Genomic DNA, 18754 nt, shown 5'->3' with positions numbered 1-18754 from the left:
ATAGCACATTTTAAAGCGCGTCAGCGTCGACGACAGCTTTAACGAAATCCTGTGGATCTTCCTGAGGAGGATTGTGCCCAACGGTGGCCCCAAAGGTTCGGTGCTCATATTTTCCGGTAAATTTGCTGGCATAGGCCGCGGGTGCAGGATGCGGCGCGCCGTTATTACCGCCCTCAATGGTGATCGTAGGCACGGTGATGTTTGGCAGCGTTGCCAGCTTCTGCTCGTAGCGATCGTATTTATGTTCCCCTTTCTCCAGGCCCAAACGCCAGCGGTAGTTGCTGAGCGTTACGGCAACGTGGTCTGGGTTATCAAGCGATTTGGCGCTGGCGTTAAAAGTGGCCTCGCTGAATTTCCAGTCCGGTGAAGCCTGGGTCCAGATCAGACGCGCGAAATCGTGGGTATTTTTAGCATAGCCTTCCGCGCCGCGTTCGGTTGCGAAGTAGAACTGATACCACCATTGAACCTCGGCTTTCGGTGGCAAGGGCTGTTTGCCTAACGCCTGGCTACCGATCAGATAACCGCTCACCGAAACGAGCGATTTAACGCGCTCTGGCCATAAAGCGGCGACGATATCCGCCGTGCGGGCACCCCAGTCGTAACCTGCGAAAACGGCCTGCTTAATGTTCAGTGCGTCCATCAGGTTAACAACGTCTTTTGCCAATGCGGAAGGCTGACCGTTACGCGGTGTCTTATCTGAGATAAACCGCGTGGTGCCGTATCCGCGCAGTGAAGGCACGATAACGCGATAGCCTTTTGCCGCGAGTGCGGGCGCCACTTCCGCATAGCTGTGGATATCATAGGGCCAGCCGTGTAATAAAATCACCGGCTGGCCGGTTTTCGGTCCGATGTCGACATAGCCGACATTAAGATCGCCAGCGTTAATCTGCTGAGGATGTTCAAATGCCGAGGCGAAATCGTTGCCCGTGGCTTCTGCCTGGCAGGACATCACGGTGCCTAGAGAAACGGTTAATGCAAGAGTCGAGTAAGCGAGTTTGCTAAACATGTTGATATCTCCAGTTAAGTACATTTCACGGGGATATAACAACATGCCACTGTATAGCGGATATGTGCGAAAGCGGGTTTATTGCAAGCCTGTGTATGTATCCGGGACGTTGATACAGTGTGATACAAACACAGGCGATTTGGCATTAAAGGGAAATGCGATAGCGGACGTAATCGTCAGCCACGTCATATTTATCATAGAGTTTACGCGCCGGGTTGCTCTCCCGGGTGACCCAATACAGTTTTGACCAGCCTTCGCGCTTGCCTTCCGCAATTAAAGCATCTATCAGCGCCTTTCCTGCCCCCGCCCCGCGTTCTGCGGCATTAACAAACAGATCTTCCAGGTAGCAGATGGGCGCTGTTGACCAGGTGCCTTCATGAAGGATACACATCGCGAAACCGATGACATGTCCATCCTTCTCTACGACCCGGCAAAATAGGGGTGAGCTATCTGAGAGCGCCCTTTCCCACGTCGATGCGGTAACAGATTCATCGAGGTAGCAATCATAAAAATGGGTATAGCCATCCCACAGCGGTCGCCACTGGGAATAGTCATCTGCGTGCAACGATCTTACCGTGACAGCCATGTGTTCCTCACATTACAACGTGATTGCCATTTCAAAACAGAGTAAATCAGCACCCGCCATACGCGAATGATGATGCTTTTCGCCCAGCGTGACAAATCCGAGCTTATGGTAAAACGACCGGGCGTTTGGCGTCGAATCGAGCAGCAAGCGCGTAATTCCACGGCTGCGGGCTTCGTTGATCAGTGCCTCGACGATCCGTGTCGCCATTCCTTTACCGGATGCTGAAGGTAAGGTGAATATTGCCTCCAGGCTATGCGTATCAAGATCGAGATAACCCGTCGCAGCGATGTCACCCTTTTCATCTTCCACCACAAAAAAGGGGTAATCTATGACCATTTTTCGATAGTGTTCGGGCATAAGATCGGGCGTCCAGCGCGCAATCACATCCGCGTCGTAACTGGTTTTACAGCCGTGACGAATCGCCTGATTGCGAATATCCCAAAGTATTTCGGCTTCCTGCGGTTTAGCTTTTCGTAACGTCATACCTCCCCTTAACGGCTTTTTAACCGGATTTCACGTGCCAGTCTGGCAAGACGCTGAGTGCGACAATAGAGGATAAACAGCACAAAACCTCTGCTATTCATCACCACCCGGCAAAGTAACAGGGCGAAGCATGCGATGATTATTGGCCAAAGGCTTCCGCCATGAGAAAACAGGAGGTGTAGCGCCTGAACGAGGGTCATGACCAGTAGGATGATGAACAATGCCATAACGCCCAGCAAACCTGACGTCACCCCTCGGGCCAGAAGCACGCTACTAACAATGAGCGTGACAAGGATTATCAATGATGGTACGAAAAAACTCAGTGCATGATGTAAGGGAGACAACCCCTGCAACGTGTGCAGAAAAGGCAGAAGATTTAACGCAAATGCCACTAAAAACAGAGGTAACAGCGCCGCTATCGGGTAAGGATTTTGACGCTGAATCTCGTCAAGAGGACGAGAAAAATACCGTTCCAGCTCGGGAGAGGAATGATGCAAAAGACGGGTATCACGACGAGCAATAGCTTCCTCTATCTCTTTGCCATGCTGCAGGAGATCCTGGAATACACGTCCGGTTAAAAAACTCAGAAATCTCATCAGAATACCGCCAGCGACTGAATAGCAGAGCAACTTTTTGGCAGTATATAAGTTACTGCACAACTCATTAGAATGTGATAGTGATGAAAATACCAGAACGCAAACAAAAGCATAACGCTTAAATATGGAGATCCGCAGATGACGATACCGACGCTAACGACAGAACGCCTGCTGCTGAAACCGTTGGTTGCTGAAGATGCCGTCCAGATTCAAGAGCTGTATCCGCGCTGGGAAATCGTACGCTATATGGTTTCTTCGGTGCCCTGGCCCTACCCGGAAAACGGTGCGGAAAGCTATGTAAACAACGTGGCGCTGCCGGATATGGAAAAAGGGATTGCATGGTTCTGGAGTATTCGGCGTCGTGAAGCGCCAGAGCGGCTCATGGGGATTATCTGCCTCTACGATGTCGAGGATAACAACCGTGGGTTCTGGCTGGCGCCGGAGTTTCAGGGGAAAGGTTTTATGCGCGAGGCCAGCATTGCCGCGACGGATTATTGGTTTAACACGCTCAACAAACCCGTTTTACGCGCCCCGAAGGCTGCCGCCAATAGCCGCTCCCGACGTATTTCAGACAGCAGCGGCATGCGGTTAATCAGGACCGAAAAGAAAGCCTACGTCAGCGGAATGCTGGATTCCGAGCTGTGGGAAATTACCCGTGACGAGTGGAATACCCGTCAGGTCAGCTGATAGTATTTATCCGGGAACAACCTTTCCGGAATGTTCTCTTCATCGTTCATCTGCAGCAGATCGCGTTCCATCATGTTGCAGATGGCGTCCAGCGGCAGATCGTTATCTTCTGTGCCAAACGGATCTTCGAGCTCTTCCGCCAGGGTATCCAGCGAGATAAAGGTATAGGAAATCAACGCAGAGACGAACGGCGTCATGTAGTGCAGATCCACAACCAGTGCAAACGGCAGCATGATGCAGAACAGATACACCGTGCGATGCAAAATCAGGGTGTACGCAAACGGCACTGGTGTTGTCGCAATGCGCTCGCAGCCGGACAGGACAATCGACATATCGTTCAGACGGTTATTCAGACTGTGGAACAGGATATCTGACAGCTGCCCGTTACGCCGCCGTACGGCAAGCCACTCCCCCATGATCAGTAAAATGCGGTTTGCCGGAGAGTTGGCGTCCATCACTTTACGTAAATCCTCTGCCGCCAGATAAGGTGAAAGCTGTTGCGCGTTTGTTTCCCGGCGCAGCGTCATGCGTAAACAGTTGGCAAAGGCAATTTGCAGGCGCACAAACTCACCCAGATGTTTATCGTCGGGTAAGGTGTTTTTTACCTCGCGAAACAGCGAGCGTGCCGCTATCATCAGTTGCCCCCAGAGCTGGCGAGCCTCAACGTAGCGCGAATAGCAGGCGTTGTTTCTGAAACCGAGAAAGATAGCGATCGCCACCCCAAGAATGCTAAACGGTGCGACGGTAAATTTGATGCCAAGTGAGGTATACCACGGCAGCATCAGGATGACGGCGATGGAAAGCAGGAAGTTGAGCAACAAGCGGGTGTAGATTTTCGGCAGAACCGAACCGTGCCAGACAAATATCAGTTGTAGCCAGTGCTGTTTAGGACGAACAATCATAGTCAGTGTCAGAAAGGAAAAGAGCGTGGCTATTAAACGTGATCCCCCTCACGGTTGCAAGCATGTTAATGGAACATTGCATTTTCTCTACTGATAAGCGTAAACCGCACGGAGTTGAAGTCCTTTTTTAAAAACGGAGCAAATAGTATGTTGTAACTAAATAAGATCGTAAAAATACCCGACCGAAGCCGGGTAACCGCGTTAGCAAAGTGGTTTCACCGCTTCACGCATCCCCTGATGCAAAATGGTTTCAAGGTCTAACGTAACCTGTTCTACCAATCCTTTCACCTGCGTCAAATCCTGCTCCCAGTGACTGCTTGCACTCAGCACCGCTTCCACCAGTGAACGGGTATCGATCTGCTTATCGTGGTGCTGTGCCCATAGTTGCTGATAGCGGGTCAACCAGTGCGCATCATCCTGTACCGGATAGCGTTCACCATGACGTTCACCCCGGTAAAACGCAATCAACGCGGCCAGCGCAAACGTCAGACGCGCGGGTAATTGACCCGTCGCCTGCTGCCCCGCCAGCAGCTGCGGCAGGATACGCGTGCGGTATTTGGTCATCCCGTTCAGGGCAATCGACAGCAGCTGGTGCTTAATGTAAGGGTTACGGAAACGGCCGGTCACCGCACTGGCGAACGACTCCAGCTCTTCGCGCGGCAAATCCAACACAGGAATAATTTCCTCGTAAATCGCTTTTTCAACGAACGCACAAATCTCTGCATCGTTCATCGCTTCACCAACCGTATCCAGACCAGCCTGGAAAGCCACCGGTACCAGCGCGGTGTGCGCTCCGTTCAGGATAGCCACTTTGCGTTCTTTGTACGGCTTAATGTCATCAACGATGAGCACGTTCAGCGGGAATTTATCCAGACGCAGCTCGGCGGCAAGTGATTTTGGCCCCTGAATCACGAACAGATAGAAATGTTCAGCGGTATCGATAAATCCATCGTGATAGCCCAGCTGAGTTTCCAGCGATGCCACCTCGTCACGCGGATAACCGGTGACGATACGGTCAACCAGCGTTGAGCAGAAGCTATTGGCGTCGTTCAACCACTGGATAAACGCCTGCGGCAACGCCCACTCCTGCGCATAACGCAGCACCAGTTCACGCAGTGCTTCACCGTTGTAGTCGATAAGCTCGCACGGGATGATAATCCAGCCTTTGTCCGCTGCGCCGTTAAAATGACTAAAGCGTTCAAACAGCAGTCGCGTCAGTTTCGCCGGATAGCTTACAGCCGGGGCATCGTCGAATTTGTCAGCGGCGTGATAGCTGATACCGGCTTCCGTGGTGTTCGAGAAGACAAAACGCATATCGGGGTTGTGGGCAAGCTTCAAAAACTCATCATATTGACCGTAGACGCTGATTTCACGGTTAACGGAGCGGATAAGACGCGCCTCGCTTACCGCCTCGCCCTTCTCATTCAGACCCCGAATGATGGTGGTGTACAACCCCTCCTGGGTACTGAGCGATGGCGGGAAATCGCTGTCGATAGGGCGAACAATCACCACACCGGAATTAAGATCGGTATGCTCGTTTAACAGGTCGATTTGCCAGTCAACGAACGCACGCAGGAAGTTACCTTCGCCAAACTGAATGATACGTTCAGGGTAGAGAGCACCGGGGAAATCACGTCGGTTGAGTGTGTTCACATTGGGGTCCTTTTCGATTAGTCATACAGCCTGATAAGATTGGTGTAATAACTTATCAAACCTTTCAGACCAGAACCCCTGTTTGGATCAACTCATCAGGTAATTGTGAAAAATAATCATAAGAATTTATAGAAAACGGATGTCGCCGTCATCGCACCATCGGGCATCAAGGCATAGCGCGGGATCTCGCCGACTTTTTTCCACCCGGCACGCTGGTAAAACGTCTCCGCGCCGCTACCGGTGGAGGTATCCAGTACCAGAACCGACAGCCCTCTTTCGCGCGCAATCACTTCAAGGGTCTCCATTAGCGCCATTGCCGCCCCTTTACGGCGGGCCTTTTCGTGAACCAGCAGTTTTGCGACATCCGCGCGGTGCGGCTGATTTTCCGGCTGATCGGTGATGAGCTGTACAGTTCCAATAATGCCGTCCTGCTCATCAACGCACGCCAGAACGGTACGCTCATGGCGGCCAACGCTTTCAGCAGTTCCGCGCCAGAACGTGCGCGCTTTGTCGTGACTGAAAGGCAGCATAAAGCTGACGGATGCGCCGCCGTTAACACAGTTTTCGAGGATATCGGCCAGCGCATCAATGTGGGACAGAATGTCGTCCCTGGAGAGGGTTTTAATATGCAGTGGAGAGTTCATGTTTTGTCCTTTTGATGAATCTCTCCAGATTGCTATTAACATTTCCGTAACGCAATAACGGAATACATAGGATTTCGTTATCTCTCAGTATGTCTCTGCTGCTTCATGGCATACATTTTCCGATCGGCATTGTTAAGCCACTGCTGAATATCGTTGCTGTTATGGTCGAACTCACTCAAGCTCCAGGAGAAATGCAACGACCAGGGGTGCAGTTGACGCGCGTTATAGCTCTCTACCTGTTCGATCAAATACTGCATGGCGATCCAGGCGCCCTGCTCATCCGTATCGGCAAACAGCACTGCGAATTCGTCCCCTCCAAAGCGCACCAGCAGATCGGCCTCGCGGAAAGAAGCCTGCATGAGCGAAGCCATCGCTTTCAATGCCTTGTCACCCTCCTCGTGGCCGTGACGATCGTTGATCTCTTTAAAACGATCGAGATCCAGCCATCCCAGGGTTAGCGGCTCCGCCCGACGTCTGGCGACAGACAGGGTGAAGCGAACAAACTGGTTAAAGCCGCGTCGATTGTATAAACCGGTGAGTTCGTCGGTGGTTGCCGCGCTGACTGCGGCAAATTCATCTTCCGCCAGCGCGCCCAGGTCCCCGAGTACGGCGAGATCCGCCGCGGAAAATTCACGTGGCGCGAAATCGATAAGGCACAGTGACCCAACGCTCGCCCCGTCACGTAAACGCAGCGGAAAACCCGCGTAGAAACGGACCCTTGGGTCGCCTGCCACCAGCGGGTTATCGGCAAAACGGTCGTCCTGAAGCATATCACTCACCACCAGCGGCGCTTCGCTGAGGATCGTATGACCACAAAAAGAGATATTGCGCGGAACGGTGTCAGGAGCCTGACCGTCGGCGGATTTCACAATAAGTGAATGTTCATCAATGAGATTGACCATTGCCAGCGGCACCTGGAAAAAGCGTTTAGCCAGACGCGTCAGCCGGTCAAATGCCACGGAATTGTCGATTTCAAGAAGGCCGGACTCGCGCAGCGAGTTCAGGCGTTCTGTTTCATTAGCGGGGGTTACAGGTGCTTTCATAACGTCTCCTGACGCTTTGCGTTATTAAAAGCGTAGCTTAAACAGAGACATTGTCAGTGTGCGAATATTCTGTTCTTGCCTTCACGCTTGGCATGGTAAAGGGCACTATCGGCGGCCTGCAGCCAGTCGGCCACGCTGCTTGTGTCTCGCGTTGCGCAAGCAATACCGATACTGAGTGTGCAATGCACGGCCTCTTGTGCCACGTCCTTCATTACTGCCGCCGCGTCCATAATGCGGGTAGCCACAATTTGGGCCTCATCCACGCTGGTATCCGGGAGCAAAATGACAAATTCGTCGCCCCCCAGACGCGCTGGGGTATCTGTAGGGCGAGTGGCCAGATGCAGGATCTTCGATACCGTCGCCAGCATCGCATCGCCCACCTTATGGCCAAAGCGGTCATTTACATCTTTAAAGTTGTCGATATCAATAAACATCAAAGCAGATTCACGACACGTCTGACGAAGTTTATTCAGTTCATGATCGATACGTTTTTCCAGCAGACGACGATTGGCGATATCCAGCAGCGGATCCATCATGGCGATCCGTTCCAGCTCACGGCTTTTTATCCGTAAACGCTGCGCAATACTGTCGGTTAGCATGCTCATGGCCAGTAGATAAATGGCGATCAGCGGTAAGGTTGCAAACATTGTCCGCTGGGAAACGAACGCGTCTACCGCCATCCCCTGCGTCAGCCACGTCACCAGGAATACGCCCAGCATCAGAGCGGCGGCCTTTTTCAGCAGCGTAATACCGCCTGCAGAAAGCCTGTCTGAAAGCAAAATAGTCGCAATCACCACCGACGTAAGCGGATTAACCGCCATCATCGCGATCCAAAAGCCCCCTGCGCCGGCATCCAGCACCAGGTGCTGGTGCTCGGTGATCAGGGGCGTCGGTGAATGACGCGCCCGCATCCACGCCACCGTTGGCCAAATAAAGGCATTCGCCCCTAGCAGGATCATCAGCCAGACCGAGCGATGGTGTTCAATCAATACGGACAGGACAGGAATAAAACAGAGAAATGTGCCGAGTAAACGCATCAGATACATACGTTTGACAAACCGACGACCGGGTAAGCGAGGCTTGGGACTAAGTTTGTCAGTGGCATTCATACTAAGATTTTTCCGATATGTTTCTTGCGGTATCTTATTGAGCTTAAAAATACCTAGCAAGCAATTTATCTTTTAATCATATATATCAAGGCCGCATATTCCCTGTATGGGTATGAACAACAAGATAATCCCACGCTTGCGTCATGCATTCATTTGTATGACCAGCCAGTGATGGATCACGCTGACGATATAGTGCTGCTGCTGCGCCGTAAGCTCGACATCCTGCGGAATGCTGTGCCATTTAGCCAGGCAGCCACGACAGCACGTGGCGGTGGCGTGCTGAGCAATAAACACCGGATGCCCACGCATCGGCGTTTGCTTACCGTCATTCGCGGGATGGGATGAGGCAAGGCGCTGAGCGACAAAGTCCGCCGCATGGCGATCGATGGTCTCAGCCCCTTTTTCCCAACAGTATTGCCGCTCTTTCGGCCCCAGTCGAAAGCGCGACCGGAACGTTGAACGCGACAGGCGCGCAAATAAAGGATCCAGGTTCGACATCAGTAAACCGAGCGCCCCAACCGTTGGGTCAGTCGTTCCAGTACTGCCACACCTGCCAGTGAATTTCCCGTTTCATCGAGTTCCGGGCTCCAGACGGCAATCGCCATCTCGTGGGGAACGATGGCCACGACCCCGCCGCCCACGCCGGATTTTGCCGGTAAGCCGACACGCCAGGCGAACTCACCGGCATTCTGGTACATCCCGCTGGTTGCCATCAGGGCGTTCACCTGACGGGCCTGCATCGGCGACACCACCTCCTGATCAAGATGCGGCGCATGCCCCTGATGCGCGAGGAACAGGAACGTTTGCGCCAGTTCAACACAGTTCATTTCAAGCGCACAGTAATGGAAGTAGTTTTGCAGAACGGTCGCCACATCGTTGTGGAAATTGCCAAAGGATTTCATCAGCCAGGCTATCGCCGCATTGCGCGCGGAGTGTTCAAACTCAGAGCGAGCGACCACCGGATCGTAGGCAATGCTCTGCACGCCAGAAAGCTGGCGCACGATTTCGAGCATTCGCTGGCGAGGCGCGCTGAGACGGCTTTGCAGCATATCGCACACCACCAGCGCCCCGGCATTGATAAAAGGGTTACGCGGTTTACCCTGTTCCATTTCAAGCTGCAGCAGCGAGTTAAACGGCTGACCGGAGGGATCTTTCCCCACACGCTGCCAGAGCTCGTCTTCTTCATACTGGCGCATTGCCGCTACCAGGCTCAGCACCTTTGAGATGGACTGAATTGAGAATCGCTCGGTCGCATCACCGGCCTGGAAACGCTGCCCGTCTACCGTGCATATGGCGATACCCAGCTTATTACCGCTCACCGAGGCCAGTGCCGGAATATAGTCGGCAACCTTACCTTTTCCGATTAACGGACGGACCTGCGCCAGAATATCGTCCAGCATCTCATTATGGATAACCGCAGCCACACTTTGCTCCTTGCCCTCAGGCTAAAACGGGCTGCGAGTATAACAGAGGCTTATATATTGCGTCAGGCAGGAAGACGAAAACGCGAGACGGCTTGCAGCAAATTATCCGACTCCTGATGCAAACGTGCAGAGGCATCCGACGCGTCAGACACCAGCGCATCCGTCTGCCGCGATACCTGATTCAGAGCGTGAAGCTGGCGAGTCATCTGATGAATACTCTCCCCCTGGCTCAGCGTGGCGTCGGAGATGTCATTCAGCAGGCCGCTTAAATTCGCCACCAGCCCGGTAACCTGCTGCAGGTTATCTTCCAGACGGTTAACCGCTTTTGAGCCATCATGAATGCCCTGCAAAGAGTGATTGATCAGCTCCTGAATGGTCTGCGTAGAATGACTGCTTTTGCGAGCCAGCAGCCCCACCTCACGCGCGACCACGGCAAAGCCGCGCCCCTGGTTGCCCGCATGTGCCGCTTCAATGGCCGCGTTCAGGGCAAGAATATTGGTCTGGAACGCCACGCTGTCGATCATGGCTACGATCCCGCGCATCTCAGAGGATCGGTCAACGATCGCCTGCATGGAGGCATTCACCGTAGACATCATCTGGTCGCCGCCTGCCGCCGCCAGCCGCGCCTCATCCGCGCGGGCGCTGGCGAGCTTCGCATAGCCGGTGTTGCCTTCAACATGCATTTCCAGCGCGGCGATATTCGCCGTAACATCCTCAAGCTCTTTCGCCTGTCGTACAGACTGCTGATACAGCTTCTGATTCCCCTGCGCCAGGGAGCCAATGTTCTCGACCATCGAGGTCGTGGCCTGGCTGACCTGCGATACCAGCTGCTGTAGCCCATGCTGCAGAGTATAAACACTGCCGCTGAGCTGACCAATCTCACGGTTGAAGCAGGCTACAGCCGGCGGTGTACCGGACAGATCGCCCGCAGAAAGCTGGTTGATATGTGCAATCAACCGGCGCAGCGGCGTAATGACCCACTTCGCCATCCCGAACCAGACCAGAATGGCAATCACCAGCAGGACGACGGGCGCGAACAGGAATAGCGTTTGCAGATCTGAAAGCTGCGCCACCAGCGTCTGCCGCCCTTGTAGGGCCTGTTTCTCACTCAGCTGCTGGTAACGCGCATAGTTATCGTTAAAGTCGGTCTGAAACGCCTGTGCGGGAACAGCAAAAAAGGCATCAATGGAGTTCGTTTTAATCAACCCTTCTGCCTGCTCTTTAATGGCACCGTAGAAAAGCTGATAGCTGTTCACCAGCGCCTCGTCTTTCGCCGGATTGAGTGCCAGCCACGCCGTCCATGCCTGATGAGAGTCGTCCAGCGCCTTTTGCGCCTCGTCCATCAGACTGTGCCAGCTCCCTTCCGATCCGGTCTCTTTATCCTGCATAAACCAGACGCCGGAGCGGTTAAGCAAATCGCTTGCGGCCAGCAGAGAAACGCGCGCCTGATCCAGCTTGCCCTGCTGCTGATACGCCAGCTGGTTATGCTGTTCGTTGCGCTGGGCTTCTTTCAGAGAGGCGGTGAGGAGAAGCGTGGAGGAGAGTTGCAGTGCGGAGAAAAGCCCAATAATACAAAAAATGCCGGCCAGCAGACCAAATTGACGGGGGATGACGCGCTGCGCAATACGGCGAAAAATTTGCGTTAGGTTCATAATTTTCTTCTGTAACAATACGTTAGACGCGAGCGAGTCTACGAAACGAAAATGACAGAACCATTGCAGAATAATGACAGAGGACAGTGCGGATTTTGTATGCCGGGTAAGACGACGTCGCCACCCGGCAAAAACTTACACGCGATCCTTCCAGACCGTCTGCACGTTACAGAACTCGTGCAAGCCGAAATGTGAAAGCTCGCGACCGAAGCCGCTCTTCTTCACACCGCCAAAAGCCACCCGGGCATCGCTTGCGCTGTAGCCATTGATAAACACCCCGCCGCACTCCAGCTCGCGAGAGAATTTCTCTGCCAGCGCGTAGTCCGCGGTAAAGACCGTGGCAGACAGACCGAAATCACTGTCGTTAGCCAGCGCTAAAGCATGCTCCGCATTACTGGCGATCGTAATCGCCGCCACCGGGCCAAACAACTCATGGCGGAACGCGGTCATGTTCGGGGTGACGTTGCCGAGTACGGTTGGCGCGTAGTAGTTACCCTCACCAGCCAGTTTCTCTCCGCCAAGCAGCAGGGTTGCCCCTTCCGCCAACGTCGCCTGCACCTGCTGATCCAGTTCATCACGCAGATCGAAGCGCGCCATCGGGCCAAGATAGTTCTCTTCCGTCTCCGGCGAGCCCATCTTCAGCGCCGCGACCGCGTCGACAAAGCGTTGGGTAAAGGCATCAGCCACACCCTCTTCCACGATAAAACGCTTCGCCGCTGCGCAAACCTGTCCGGTATTTTGATAACGCCCCGCCACTGCGGCTTTCACCGCCAGATCCAGATCGGCATCGTTCAGGACGATAAAGGGATCGGAACCGCCCAGCTCCAGCACGCATTTTTTGAGCGCCGCGCCCGCCTGAGCGCCAATTGCCGCCCCGGCACGCACGCTTCCCGTGACGGTAATCGCAGCGATACGGCGGTCGTTAATGGCCTGGCTGACGCCGTCGTTGGTGGCGTTCACCCAGCCAAACACGCCCTGAGGAAAACCGGCATCGGCAAAAATCTGCGCAATCAAATCCGCGGATCCGAGCACGTTCGGGGCGTGCTTCAGCAGGTAGCTATTCCCCGCCAGCAGAATGGGGACCGCGCCGCGCAGCACCTGCCAGAGGGGGAAGTTCCACGGCATTACCGCCAGAATCGGTCCCAGCGGACGGTACTCGATGACCGCGTTGCGATCCTCGACCAGCGTGGGTTCAGCATTCAGCATTGCCGGGCCATGTTCGGCATACCAGTCGCACAGGCTGGCGGATTTAGCCACCTCGGCGCGCGCCTGCAGAATGGGTTTGCCCATTTCGCGGGACATCATCCGCGCCATCTCTTCACCGCGGTGGCGCAAAGCGGTGCCCAGATCGCGCAGCGTCTGTGCGCGATGGGAAACGCTTTCGCGACGCCAGAGACGATAGCCCGCATCGGCCTGGGCAATAGCGCGTTCTACATCGTCGGCTGTCGCCCAGGGATACGTGGCCAGGGTTTCGCCCGTCGCCGGGTTAACAGAGCGTGCATGAGTAGCAGATGAAAGGGTCATGATGTTCTCCTCGCAATAACAGTTGATTCATTGTGGCCCACTCTGCTATTTCTTAAAAATGAATAATACTAACCACCTTATTCACGAATCGAGAATGCTATGGTCTTAACTCAGCTTGAAATGTTTAATGCCGTCGCGCAAACCGGCAGCATCACCCAGGCGGCGCAAAAGGTGCATCGCGTGCCGTCAAACCTGACCACCCGCATCCGCCAGCTTGAAGCGGATCTCGGCGTGGAGCTGTTTATCCGCGAGAACCAGCGTTTGCGCTTATCGCCAGCCGGGCATAATTTTCTGCGCTACAGCAGGCAGATCCTGGCCCTGGTTGACGAGGCGCGGATGGTGGTCGCCGGGGACGAACCGCAGGGGCTGTTTGCCCTCGGCGCGCTGGAGAGCACCGCCGCCGTGCGCATCCCGGAGAGTCTGGCGCTGTTTAACCAGCGCTATCCACGCATTCAGTTTGCACTGTCCACCGGGCCCTCAGGGACGATGATTGATGGGGTACTGGAAGGCACCCTGAGCGCCGCATTTGTCGACGGGCCGCTATCCCATCCGGAGCTGGAAGGTATGCCGGTCTACCGGGAAGAGATGATGCTGGTGACGCCCGCCGGGCATGCTGAAGTCTCAAAAGCCATGCAGGTCAGCGGCAGCGATGTTTACGCTTTTCGCGCGAACTGCTCCTATCGCCGACATCTGGAAAGTTGGTTTCACGCCGACAGAGCCACGCCGGGGCGTATTCATGAGATGGAGTCGTATCACGGCATGCTCGCCTGCGTGATTGCGGGGGCGGGCATCGCATTAATGCCCCGATCCATGCTGGAAAGCATGCCGGGGCACCATCAGGTTGCAGCGTGGCCGCTGGTGGAAAACTGGCGCTGGCTCACCACCTGGCTGGTGTGGCGACGCGGGGCAATGACCCGTCAGCTTGAAGCCTTTATAGCGCTGCTAAACGAACGTCTTCAACCAGCGCCTTCTCCATAAACAGGCTGAGAGGATCGTCAACGTACGGAGCAAATGCAGGACGTAAATCGTATCCGCACTGCTCATACAGACGAACCGCGGCGCGCTGTTTGATGCCCGTCTCCAGCCTTACCGTATGGCAATGACGGCTCAGGGCTTCATCTTCCAGGGCGGCCAGCAGCGTCTCTCCCAGATGCTGCCCGCGATGGGCCGGATCGATATAGACCCGCTTCATCTCCCCCGTTCCGTCACCGTTGAGAACGATGGCTCCGCAGCCCACGGCGTGCAACTGCTGGTCACGAATGACCATCAGAATAAGCGATGCTTCCGGCAGCGCAGCGAGGTCGAGGAGATGATTGCTTTCGGCGGGATAGAGCTCACTCTGATACCGGTCAAGCGCCGCGATCAGAGTGAGAATGTCCGGATGACGTGCAGATTCAGAGGTGATGGAATACATGGCAGGCTCCTTGTTTTTTTTGTGAGACTAAACTTCAACATAGCGCAGGCCTGCCAGGGTGCTTCATACAATTAACTTATCGCACCGCCCTGTTAGCGCAAAAAGATCCGCCCTTTCAGATACAGAGTAGCCTGGCCGCCAATCAGCACGCGATCGCCCTTCAGCTCACAGCGCAGATCCCCGCCACGGGCTGATACCTGGCGGGCATTCAGTGAAGTTTTACCCAGTTTTTCGCTCCAGTACGGAATCAACATGCTGTGCGCCGATCCCGTCACCGGATCTTCCGGCACGCCTTCACCCGGACAGAAGAAGCGGCTGACAAAGTCATACGAGTCCCCCGGTGCCGTCACGCAAACCATTTTATCCAGCGGGATCATTGCCGCGATATCCGGCGTTAAGGCTTCCACCTGCTGCTGGCTTTCCAGCACCACCATGTAATCGCGCCCTGCGCGGATCTCTTTTGCACCGCTGATGCCCAGCGCGCTGAAGAGTAACGCGGGAGGATTGTCGACAACCTCCGTCGACCATGCCGGGAAATTGAGCGTCAGCCAGTCCCCGTTGCGCTTCACCGTCAGGTCGCCAACAAAACGCGTTGAGAAGGTAATTTCGGTATGCGGGTAATCGAGATATTCAAAAATGACGTGGGATGCCGCCAGCGTCGCATGTCCGCATAGGTTAATTTCATCAAGCGTGGTAAACCAGCGCAGCTCAAAGCCGTTATCCGTACGCACAAAGAAGGCCGTTTCCGACTGGTTATGCTGCTTCGCCATGTTGAGCAGCGTCTCATCCGGGAGCCACGCTTCCAGCGGGCAAACCGCCGCCGTATTGCCACCAAACGCCCTGTCGCTGAAGGCATCTACCAGATAAAAATCAATTTCCTGCATGGTTTCTTCCTCTTTTTTTAGCGCAGAAATACTGTGCCTTTCAGATATAGTGATGCCTGGCCGCTCATCATCACGCGCGAGCCTTTCAGTTCGCAGCGTACATCGCCACCACGGGCCGACACCTGACGCGCAAACAGCGTCGTTTTTCCCAGCGTTTCACTCCAGTAAGGAATGAGCATCGTATGCGCAGAGCCGGTGACAGGATCTTCAGGTACGGCAACCCCTGGTGAGAAGAAACGGCTGACGAAATCGTACTCTCCCTCTCCACGGGCAGTGACGGCAACTTTATGTTCCCCTGGCGTCATAGCGGAATAGTCTGGCGTCACGGCTTCAACCTGTTCACGATTTTCCAGTACCACCACCCAGGCGCGCCCCTTTCGGGCTTCAACGTAGTGGCTGATCCCTAACGCTGCGAGCATCTCTGGCGGCGGCGTCAATCCCTGCGTCGGACAGGCCGGGAAATCGAGCGTCATCCAGTCACCTTCCCGGCTGACCGTCAGGCGGCCCGAGGCGGTCTCAAAGTGAATGCGTGAGTCCGGGTAGTCCAGCTCGTTAAACAGCACATACGCAGCGGCAAGCGTCGCATGTCCACAGAGATTGACCTCGGTTAAGGTAGTAAACCAGCGCAGCTCAATCCCGCCTTTACTGCACACGAAGAACGCGGTTTCGGACTGGTTATGCTGCCGCGCCATGCTGAGTAACGTCTCATCCGGTAGCCATGCCTTAAGCGAGCAAACCGCCGCCGGGTTGCCCGCAAATGAGGTATCACTAAACGCATCTACCAGATAAAAATCAATCTCCTGCATCGACTTACCGCCTGTTATCGTTGTGTTGTTCTTTATCTTCACGGAAAACCTCGCCCTCCGCTACCGCTGTGGTACGGTAAATTTTGTGATTAAGGTCACATTATGGTTGAGTTTTCGCCGTTTAAAGCTTTAAGATCGTCTCCTCATCGTTAATCAATCCCAGACATCTTTATGACAACAAACACGGTTTCCCGCAGGGTCGCGTGGCTACGTGTGGTCACGCTCGCCATCGCTGCGTTTATTTTCAATACCACCGAATTTGTTCCGGTTGGGCTGCTGTCAGACATAGCTGGCAGCTTCCAGATGGAAACGGCGCAGGTGGGCATTATGTTGACCATCTACGCCTGGGTGGTAGCGCTGATGTCGCTGCCGTTTATGCTGCTGACCAGCCAGATGGAGCGGCGTAAGCTGCTGATTGGCCTGTTTGTGGTCTTTATCGTCAGCCACGTACTGTCGTTTATGGCGTGGAATTTTACGGTGCTGGTCATTAGCCGCATCGGCATTGCCTTTGCCCATGCGGTGTTCTGGTCGATTACCGCGTCGCTCGCTATTCGCCTGGCACCGGCGGGGAAACGCGCGCAGGCGCTGAGCCTGATTGCCACCGGTACCGCGCTGGCGATGGTCCTCGGCCTGCCGATTGGCCGTATTGTCGGGCAATACTTCGGCTGGCGTACTACCTTCTTTGCCATCGGCATGGGGGCGCTCATCACGCTGGTTTGCCTCATCAAGCTGCTGCCAGCATTGCCGAGCGAACATTCCGGCTCGCTGAAAAGCCTGCCGCTGTTGATGCGTCGCCCGGCGCTGATGAGCATTTATTTGCTTACGGTGATTGTGGTAACCGCCCATTACACCGCCTACAGCTACATTGAGCCATTTGTGCAGGTTGTGGCGGGCTTTAGCGCCAACTTCGCCACGGTTCTGCTGCTGATTCTGGGCGGCGCGGGCATTATCGGCAGTATTCTGTTTGGTAAACTCGGCAACCATCACGCGTCTACGCTGGTGAGCAGCGCTATCGGTCTGCTGCTGGCCTGCCTGCTGCTGATGATGCCTGCCGCAGGCAGCGAAACCCATCTGGCGATCCTCAGCCTGTTCTGGGGCATGGCGATCATGATTATTGGTCTGGGCATGCAGGTGAAAGTGCTGGCGCTGGCACCGGATGCCACGGACGTCGCAATGTCGCTGTTCTCGGGAATTTTCAATCTGGGCATTGGGGCGGGCGCGCTGCTGGGAAATCAGGTAATACTGCACGTGTCGATGTCGGCGATTGGCTATCTGGGGGCGATCCCTGCACTGGTGGCGCTTATCTGGTCGCTGCTGATCTTCCGTAAATGGCCGGTGGCGCTCGAGGAACAGGGTCAGCACGGGTGAGGTTTGTTTGTGCCGGGTGGCGGCTTCGCCTTACCCGGCCTACGAAACCGTAGGCCCGCGCAAGCGAAGCGCCACCGGGCAAATCAGTGGTAAGTCTTAATAATTTCCAGCACGCCGTTAATAATAAACTGCACGCCCATACACACCAGCAGGAAGCCCATCAGACGGGAAATCGCTTCAATCCCGCCCTTTCCTACCCAGCGCATAATCGCACCGGAACTGCGCAGCGACGCCCACACGATAATACCGATAAGCGCGAAAATCAGCGGCGGCGCAACCGTCAGAACCCAGTCCGGGAAGGTGGAGCTGTCACGCACCGTTGAGGCGGAACTGATGATCATCGCAATCGTTCCCGGCCCCGCCGTGCTCGGCATGGCTAATGGGACAAAGGCGATATTCGCGCTGGGCTCCGTTTCCAGCTCTTCAGATTTACTTTTCGCTTCCGGTGATTCATGCGCTTTTTGCGCGGGGAACAGCATGCGAAACCCGATAAAGGCCACAATTAACCCACCGGCGATACGCAGGCCGGGAATCGAAATCCCAAAGGTGTTCATCACCAGCTGTCCGGCGTAGTAAGCCACCATCATGATGGCAAACACATAGACAGAGGCCATCATCGACTGCTGATTGCGCTCTGCGCTGTTCATGTTCCCTGCCAACCCCAGAAACAGCGCCACCGTCGTTAACGGGTTCGCCAACGGTAGCAACACCACCAGCCCGAGGCCAATTGCTTTAATCAAATCCAACATAGTGCGTCGTTGTCCTTATCCATATTCATCACCGCAATTATAGGGTGAAAGTGTAACCTCCAGCCATGACCACAACGTAACGATTATTTTCTCACTGCAATGATACCCCTGCGTTATGTATATGATTTGAAAGCACTCAAAAAAAGTTCATGAAACGTTTTAGCAATTCGTGGCATCCGCCAATTCATTCAGTTGACTTATACTTGCCTGAGCAATAATATCTG

Annotated in this window: 20 protein-coding genes; 3 read left to right on the top strand and 17 right to left on the bottom strand. The window is 54.7% G+C overall.

From position 1 onward, the window contains the following. Positions 1–10 precede the first annotated feature (10 nt). The 4 genes from N2K86_RS10925 to N2K86_RS10910 all read right to left on the bottom strand — a co-directional run bounded on the left by N2K86_RS10925 (position 11) and on the right by N2K86_RS10910 (position 2671). A complete protein-coding gene (locus tag N2K86_RS10925; protein WP_260661534.1) occupies positions 11–1006 on the bottom strand; it encodes an alpha/beta fold hydrolase in 996 nt (331 codons plus the stop codon). 145 nt (positions 1007–1151) lie between these two features. Further along, positions 1152–1592: a GNAT family N-acetyltransferase gene (locus tag N2K86_RS10920; protein WP_260661533.1), complete on the bottom strand. Its 441-nt coding sequence runs from the start codon at positions 1590–1592 to the stop codon at positions 1152–1154. 12 nt (positions 1593–1604) lie between these two features. Next, complete coding sequence (locus N2K86_RS10915) at positions 1605–2075, bottom strand: GNAT family N-acetyltransferase (protein WP_260661532.1); 471 nt, start codon at positions 2073–2075, stop codon at positions 1605–1607. 8 nt (positions 2076–2083) lie between these two features. Then, a complete protein-coding gene (locus tag N2K86_RS10910) occupies positions 2084–2671 on the bottom strand; it encodes a hypothetical protein (protein WP_260661531.1) in 588 nt (195 codons plus the stop codon). A 138-nt stretch (positions 2672–2809) separates the two neighbouring features. Between N2K86_RS10910 and N2K86_RS10905 the strand changes: the two genes are divergently transcribed. After that, positions 2810–3358 (top strand): GNAT family N-acetyltransferase, encoded by a 549-nt coding sequence (locus N2K86_RS10905; RefSeq protein ID WP_260661530.1) that lies wholly within the window; start codon positions 2810–2812, stop codon positions 3356–3358. Here the strand turns inward: N2K86_RS10905 and N2K86_RS10900 are convergent. From N2K86_RS10900 to sad, 9 genes are all read right to left on the bottom strand, one after another. Then, complete coding sequence (locus N2K86_RS10900) at positions 3346–4260, bottom strand: bestrophin family protein (RefSeq protein ID WP_260661529.1); 915 nt, start codon at positions 4258–4260, stop codon at positions 3346–3348. The genes N2K86_RS10905 and N2K86_RS10900 overlap by 13 nt on opposite strands. A 201-nt stretch (positions 4261–4461) precedes the next feature. Continuing rightward, positions 4462–5913, bottom strand: coding sequence for a tagaturonate reductase (locus tag N2K86_RS10895; RefSeq protein WP_260661528.1), 1452 nt, complete (start codon positions 5911–5913; stop codon positions 4462–4464). A gap of 116 nt (positions 5914–6029) precedes the next feature. Beyond that, the gene (locus N2K86_RS10890; protein ID WP_260661526.1) at positions 6030–6557 is read right to left on the bottom strand and encodes a GNAT family N-acetyltransferase; all 528 of its coding nucleotides are present in this window, start codon (positions 6555–6557) and stop codon (positions 6030–6032) included. 77 nt (positions 6558–6634) lie between these two features. After that, positions 6635–7600, bottom strand: coding sequence for a sensor domain-containing diguanylate cyclase (locus tag N2K86_RS10885; protein ID WP_260661525.1), 966 nt, complete (start codon positions 7598–7600; stop codon positions 6635–6637). 53 nt (positions 7601–7653) lie between these two features. Then, positions 7654–8646, bottom strand: a complete 993-nt coding sequence (locus N2K86_RS10880; RefSeq protein ID WP_260661524.1) for a sensor domain-containing diguanylate cyclase — start codon at positions 8644–8646, stop codon at positions 7654–7656. 204 nt (positions 8647–8850) lie between these two features. Continuing rightward, a complete protein-coding gene (locus N2K86_RS10875; protein ID WP_260661523.1) occupies positions 8851–9207 on the bottom strand; it encodes a DUF4186 domain-containing protein in 357 nt (118 codons plus the stop codon). Continuing rightward, positions 9207–10133, bottom strand: a complete 927-nt coding sequence (gene glsB / locus N2K86_RS10870) for a glutaminase B (protein WP_260661522.1) — start codon at positions 10131–10133, stop codon at positions 9207–9209. The genes N2K86_RS10875 and glsB overlap by 1 nt, the downstream gene beginning before the upstream one ends. A 62-nt stretch (positions 10134–10195) precedes the next feature. Further along, positions 10196–11785 (bottom strand): methyl-accepting chemotaxis protein, encoded by a 1590-nt coding sequence (locus tag N2K86_RS10865; RefSeq protein WP_260661521.1) that lies wholly within the window; start codon positions 11783–11785, stop codon positions 10196–10198. 135 nt (positions 11786–11920) lie between these two features. Continuing rightward, complete coding sequence (gene sad, locus N2K86_RS10860) at positions 11921–13309, bottom strand: succinate-semialdehyde dehydrogenase (protein ID WP_260661520.1); 1389 nt, start codon at positions 13307–13309, stop codon at positions 11921–11923. Positions 13310–13408: 99 nt separating this feature from the next. Between sad and ptrR the strand changes: the two genes are divergently transcribed. After that, positions 13409–14287 (top strand): putrescine utilization regulator PtrR, encoded by an 879-nt coding sequence (gene ptrR, locus N2K86_RS10855; RefSeq protein ID WP_260661519.1) that lies wholly within the window; start codon positions 13409–13411, stop codon positions 14285–14287. On the opposite strand, the gene N2K86_RS10850 is transcribed toward ptrR, so the two are convergent. The 3 genes from N2K86_RS10850 to N2K86_RS10840 form a co-directional block, all read right to left on the bottom strand. After that, the gene (locus N2K86_RS10850) at positions 14241–14723 is read right to left on the bottom strand and encodes a GNAT family N-acetyltransferase (RefSeq protein WP_260661518.1); all 483 of its coding nucleotides are present in this window, start codon (positions 14721–14723) and stop codon (positions 14241–14243) included. The genes ptrR and N2K86_RS10850 overlap by 47 nt on opposite strands. A gap of 92 nt (positions 14724–14815) precedes the next feature. Continuing rightward, entirely contained in the window at positions 14816–15607 is a 792-nt protein-coding gene (locus N2K86_RS10845) for a PhzF family phenazine biosynthesis protein (RefSeq protein ID WP_260661517.1), read from the bottom strand. Positions 15608–15624: 17 nt separating this feature from the next. Continuing rightward, positions 15625–16413 (bottom strand): PhzF family phenazine biosynthesis protein, encoded by a 789-nt coding sequence (locus tag N2K86_RS10840; RefSeq protein ID WP_260661516.1) that lies wholly within the window; start codon positions 16411–16413, stop codon positions 15625–15627. A gap of 171 nt (positions 16414–16584) precedes the next feature. Between N2K86_RS10840 and N2K86_RS10835 the strand changes: the two genes are divergently transcribed. Continuing rightward, positions 16585–17781, top strand: a complete 1197-nt coding sequence (locus N2K86_RS10835; RefSeq protein WP_260661515.1) for a sugar transporter — start codon at positions 16585–16587, stop codon at positions 17779–17781. A gap of 83 nt (positions 17782–17864) precedes the next feature. On the opposite strand, the gene N2K86_RS10830 is transcribed toward N2K86_RS10835, so the two are convergent. After that, positions 17865–18530, bottom strand: a complete 666-nt coding sequence (locus tag N2K86_RS10830) for a MarC family NAAT transporter (RefSeq protein WP_260661514.1) — start codon at positions 18528–18530, stop codon at positions 17865–17867. Positions 18531–18754: the final 224 nt, after the last annotated feature.

Origin of the sequence: Enterobacter mori, from assembly GCF_025244905.1 — a bacterium.
In the GTDB taxonomy this organism is placed as follows: domain Bacteria; phylum Pseudomonadota; class Gammaproteobacteria; order Enterobacterales; family Enterobacteriaceae; genus Enterobacter; species Enterobacter mori_A.
Note: the sequence above shows the minus strand (reverse complement) of the source record. Positions and strands in the feature narration are given on the sequence as shown.